Origin of the sequence: Paenibacillus sp. NPDC058898 (assembly GCF_049316025.1) — a bacterium.
In the GTDB taxonomy this organism is placed as follows: Bacteria; Bacillota; Bacilli; order Paenibacillales; family Paenibacillaceae; genus Paenibacillus_AQ.
Genome location: NZ_JBMOSM010000010.1, coordinates 225,782 through 231,781 on the forward strand (window position 1 = coordinate 225,782; position 6,000 = coordinate 231,781).

A 6,000-nucleotide genomic window follows, 5' to 3' on the forward strand; every position below is an offset into this window, starting at 1 on the left:
AATTGCCTGTACTTGTGTATACCCCGTAGAAGTTTCTCTGAATCCTGGCAAACGATGTCATCACGAGGAGACGGTATACGACTCACAACTCACCAGATGATATGATATCCATATTTCATTCATCTCTAGCCAACTGGCAGAAGCAGCATGGAAATCGCAACAATTGTCTGCTGCCCTGGGGTCCAGTGATATGTTAACGACAGCCACACAAAAAAGAGGCCGTTTACCTGCAAGGTACGGTCTCCTTCTTATTCTTCCTATTCCACAGAACCAGCTGCGATTCCCTGCTTGTCACCTCTAGCGGATCGTAATGACCTTCTTCTCCGCTTTCATATATTTAACGAACATGCCCGCATAATCGGGATCCCACTGGGTTCCCCTGCCGGCTTCCAGTATGTTCAAGGCATCAACGGATTTCATGCCGCTGCGGTAGGGCCGATCCGACGTCATTGCATCATAGGCATCGGCAACAGCAATAATCCGGCCAAACAGCGGGATTTCCTTCCCCTTCAACCCATCAGGATATCCGCCCCCGTCATAACGCTCATGATGGGATCGCACTCCCTCCAGATAAGGCGCCATCGCATCGGCAGGCTCGATCTGCAGCAGAATGTTCTCTCCTTGAGCCGGGTGGGCCTTTACCTGATCGAACTCCTCTGCCGTCAGCTTTCCTTCCTTCAGCAAAATGTTGTCCCGGACCCCGATTTTACCGATATCATGCAGCAATGCCGTCTTGTGCAAAAGATCAACCTGCACTTCGCTGAGTCCCGCCAGTTGGCCGATTAATACCGAGTATTCCGCCACCCGAAGCGAATGTCCTGCTGTGTAAGGATCTCTGGCATCCAGCGCCGCTGCCAGGGCAGCAAAGTAGCTGTCCAACAGCTTGCGGTTCCGCTCCTCCCGCACCTGCAGACCGCGAACCATCATATTGAAACCAGCGATCAAATTGGAAAATTCATCGGAATAGAGATTGGAGGTCTGGATCAGACGTCCTTCCTTAATCTCATTCATCGCCCGGTACAGCTGCCGGATCGGCCGCTGTAAATCCTGGGTCAAGAGCCAAGCGCCGATATAAGCAAAACCGACACCCAGCAGCAATATAAATCCCGCCCAACCCCAGTACTGCTGAGCTACAATCTGACTGAGCCCCTCCAGGCGGATCTGCACCGCTAGACTGAACAGAAACAGCGGAAAGGTGCCGATCAGCATCGTGCTCAGCAGAAACTTCGTCCGAATCGCCATGAATACATGGCCCTCAAGGGAAAAATCCACGCCATATCGCGACAACGCCTGCCGCCGGATCTCCTTGATCAGCGGACGGATCGCAGCAATCGTCAGGAAGAATTCGATCATGGCATGACAGCTGGCTAGCAAGACCGCCCCCAGGCAAGCCAGCCATATATAGAACGGCGGAAAATTCAGTTTTCCCTGCTCCATCATCCAAACCGTAAGCAGTATAGCCGGAAGTGACAAACCGAGCAGATGAGGTCCGAATATGCGGTATACCACCATACGCGGCATGCGGTGTATACTCAAATATGCTTTTTCCAACGTTTCCAAATCCGTATGGCCTTCATCAAAGCCCGCGTGAATCGGTCGTAAATACCGAAGAAAGACGGTCAGCTCCGACGCCATCATCACCATGAACGAAATAGCCAGTATAACCACAAGACGCGCGCCTTCCTCAAAGGGAATTTCCAGAGTTGTTACCATTAATACGCCACCCACAACAAGCACAGCTGCAATGGACCCGATCATATAGTTCCGGATTAGCTGTTTAAGAAAAGACTTATACAGTTGCATGGAACGCCTACTTTCATTAACAGATAATAAACATCGGCAAGGCAGTTGTGAATCCGAACGTATTCGACATGATGCTACAAGATTAAGAGCCCAACAGCAGAATTTACAAGAAAAAACTGTTAATATGAATATCGTTGGATTTCCAGAAAAAATCAAGCGTTTTTGCATAACATTCTAATATACATTTGAATATCTTTGCTTATTGCGAGCACCTGTGCTATAATAAGTAATTGTTACATGAAGTTTAACCCCGTTAGTTCCTCGAAACATGGTTATTTACATCTCTGTTGAAGTGCAAATTCCTATTTTATGACCCTAGAGTATGAGTTTTATGGAACGGATTTCTGATTCACACTGGCGCGGTCATCGGAGCCGCAAGGACGAAAGAGAGGCAGGGCTTTTGTCGTTTTAGAAGCAAAGATTCTTGAAAATACTTCAAATACGGAACCGACTGTACAGCCGTTATCGGCCGTCAGGGGTTAAATTTTATATGTGCTTTTTAGCGCTCAATCAAGGACTCGGCCTTTGGCCGGGTCCTTTTCCATGTTACGCTGCCCTTTCGTGTGTCGAATCCCAAAAGACCAGTGACAGCCGCCTAAACGGCTGCATATGATACCGAAGACGATGAGTATTCGGAAGGAGCGTGTTGTTTTGAAGAAAAAGAAGAAAAGCCCATCATCTTCCTCTTCCCAGCCCTACAGGGTAGATCCCACTACGAGGGAATTCGATCTGCTTGAGCGAAATAAAGGACGCAGCCACAAAAAAGATAAAGATGCCCATATCCTCTCAGCAGCAACCATTATGGATCTGGATGAGGATCTTATCGGTCTCATGGAATTAAAACAAGAAGAAAACAAAGAAAATAAAGAAAACAAAGAAAACACCCCACTATCGACTTCTGACGAAGAGGCTATCATACCTACAGAAGATGCTGTAGCCGCTGAACCCCCGACCATGCCTAACGATCCCCCATCCCTTCCAGAGATAGAGAACGAGCATGTGCAGTTGATTTTGGAAAAGGAAATGCCTGAAATTAAGGGCGCATTCATATATACAGAGGACATAGGGGAATATGCGGTAACCGAAAGCCGGATCGCTTCGAGAGCTGTCACAGCATCCAAGCTGTCACGTGGTGCCGTCGGACCTGAAGCTATACAGGATTACAGCATCACTAGTCTGCACCTTGCCGATGAATCCGTAACTTCCGGAAAAATCGCACCATTATCGGTCACAGGAGAACATTTGATGGATGGCATCTTATCTACGCGCAAGTTTCGGGACGGTTCCGTAAATGCTAGCAAGATCAAGGATGGTAGTGTAACTTCACAAAAACTGGCAGACCACGCCGTGGTCAGCGACAAAATCGCAGATGGGGCTATTACTGCACGTCATCTGCAACAGCTCCTCGTGACAAGCGACCTGCTCGAAGACCAATCGGTTCAAGGGGACAAAATCGCATCCAGCGCCGTAGAAACCCGACATCTCGCTAATGAGAGCGTCCATAGCTCCAAGATTGCAGAGGATGCAGTCACTTCAACCAAAATCCGTGACGAAGCCGTAACAGGCAAAAAAATCGCCGATGACACCATCTCAGGTTCTCACATACAACCGCAAAGCATCGAAAGCAAACATTTGACCAGCGAGGCCGTAACTGCGAAGCACATTGCTGCCGGCAGCATCGGGCCAGGCCTAATTGCAGACGGTGCCATCAACGCCGGGCATATTAAAGAAGGCTCGCTCAGCTCCCGACATTTAGCGGACAGAGCCATAGGATCAGAGCAAATCCAGCCCGGCTCCATCGGTTCCGATCAGATCAACATCAACGCTGTATCCGCCCGCCATCTGTCTGATTCCAGTGTCACCAGTTCCAAGCTTGCCGATCAATCCGTCCACACGGTAAAGCTGGTTGAACAAGCGGTTACGGCTTCGAAAATCGCGGATCAGAGCATACTCCCTACCAAAATTGCCAATGAAGCCGTTCAAACACGCCATTTGGCTAAGGGTGCGGTAGAATCGGATCAGATTGCATCGGATGCCATTCAAACCCGGCATCTCGCTGCGGATACTGTAAATGCAGAGCATATTGTAGAGGGCAGCATCTTACCTCAGCATTTCGCGCCTCAGAGCGTCATAGGGCGTGCCATTCAGCCCAAAACGATCGCAGAACAACATCTGGCAGACGGAGCGATCGGGAAGCAGCATCTTCAGCCTGCATCCGTCGGCGAAGAGATGCTGGCACCCGAAAGCGTGACCAGCCAAAAGCTTGCGCTTGGATCGGTTGGCGGAGCCATTATTGCTAAACATGGCGTAACCTCCGGCAATATTGCCAGCGAAGCCATTCAACAGCAGCACTTGTCAGCAGGCAGTGTAGGTGCTGAAGCCCTGCAAAATGGTGCGGTTCGCGAGCCGCATCTGACCGATGGCTCTGTGGCCAGCCGCCATCTGCAGAAGGGAAGCGTACGGTCACAAGCGCTCGCCCAGGGAGCGGTAACAACAGATAAAATTGCTGCAGGCAGCATTGTGGAGTCCTCAATCGGCGATGGGGTCATTGCACCACGACATTTGGGGGACCATGCGGTAACCTCGCTGAAGTTGTCTCCGGAAAGCGTGTCCACGGATAAATTGACAGACCTGGCTGTAACTTCAAATAAACTAGCTGAGAGCAGTGTCTCCGCTGACAAAATAGCTCCAAAAGCGGTTCAATCCACTCACTTCTCGCCGTATTCGGTATCTTCAGAAGCGATTCAGAATAAGTCCGTTACTTCGGAGAAAATTGCTCCGCAAGCTGTAGGGGGTGCGCATCTGGGACTGGAATCCATCCTGGGCAAACATATCGTGCAGGAAGCCATTCATGGCTATCACTTGAAGAAAAAATCCATCACGTTAAGCCATCTGGCTGACGAAAGCCGCTCTGCGGAAGCGTTGTTTGCAGACGGCAGCATCCCGGGCGTAAAAATCAGATCACAATCCATTTCAGAAGCCCATCTCTCGCCTTCGTCGGTCTCGGGAACCGCACTGCAAGCGAATGCCGTGAGCGGCGATAAGATCAAGCCTCTCTCCATTTCAGCAGTGCATCTGCAAGAAGCGAGCGTCCAGTCTGACCACCTGGGCGTGGATATTGTCAAATCACAGCATATGGATGAAGGATCTGTGACCGGCCGCCATCTTGCTTCCGGCTCTGTCACTGCCCGGCACATTCAAGCCGAGAGCATAGAATCCGCACATATTACAAACGGCGCCGTCCTTCCTGAGCATGTCGCCGGAGAATCGATCCAGAGCGGACATATCGCCGAAGGTGCTGTGAGCTCCAAGCATGTTGAATTGTTCTCGATTCAGAGCCATCATTTGGCACCGTACTCGGTCAACGCAGCACATCTAGGAAATCAGTCTGTCGGTCATGTCCACCTGCAACCGGACAGTGTTGGCGTTGATCATTTACAGCCGGGGGCCGTTAAATCGAGGCAGTTGGCGGAGGGCGCCGTTCTTCCCCATCACCTGCAAATTTCTAGCATCGGTTCGCAGCATATCGAAGCCAGTGCAATCACAACGGAACATGTGCAGGACCGTGGAATTACGGGAAGTAAGATTGCGAAGGAGACGATATCCGGTACTCACGTTGCGAACGGCTCTCTCACAGGAGCTCAAATTGCCGATGGGACCATCGGCAGCCGGCATCTCGGACCGGATGCCTTCGATAACTTTACCCTAGACGAGGGATCGGTGACCGGTAGCAACATTGCTAAGGATTCCATCACCGCCGAACACGTTGCGGATGGTTCGCTCACAGGCGCGCAGATTGCCGAAGGCTCACTGACTGGTGCGCAAATTGCTGACGGAGCCATCGGCAGACAACACTTAGGACCGGATGCCTTCGATAACTTCACTCTAGATGAGGGATCGGTAACCGGCAGCAACATTGCTAAGGCTTCCATCACCGCCGAACACGTTGCGGATGGTTCGCTCACAGGCGTGCAGATTGCCGAAGGCTCACTGACTGGTGCGCAAATTGCTGACGGAGCTATCGGCAGTCGGCATCTCGGACCGGATGCCTTCGATAACTTCACCCTAGACGAAGGATCGGTGACCAGCAGCATGATTGCGGAGGATTCCATCACCGCCGAACACGTTGCGGATGGTTCGCTCACAGGCGCGCAGATTGCCGAAGGCTCACTGACTGGTGCGCAAATTGCTGACGGA

2 protein-coding genes are annotated in these 6,000 nt (G+C 51.0%); one reads left to right on the forward strand and one right to left on the reverse strand.

The window, feature by feature from the left end; all coding sequences use genetic code 11:
* Window positions 1-297: 297 nt before the first annotated feature.
* Window positions 298-1,803 (reverse strand): HD-GYP domain-containing protein, encoded by a 1,506-nt coding sequence (locus ACOZB4_RS24560; protein WP_076326030.1) that lies wholly within the window; start codon window positions 1,801-1,803, stop codon window positions 298-300.
* A 651-nt stretch (window positions 1,804-2,454) separates the two neighbouring features.
* Here ACOZB4_RS24560 and ACOZB4_RS24565 point away from each other — a divergent pair.
* The coding region (locus tag ACOZB4_RS24565; RefSeq protein ID WP_422759680.1) for a hypothetical protein at window positions 2,455-6,000 on the forward strand (3,546 nt) is incomplete at its 3' end.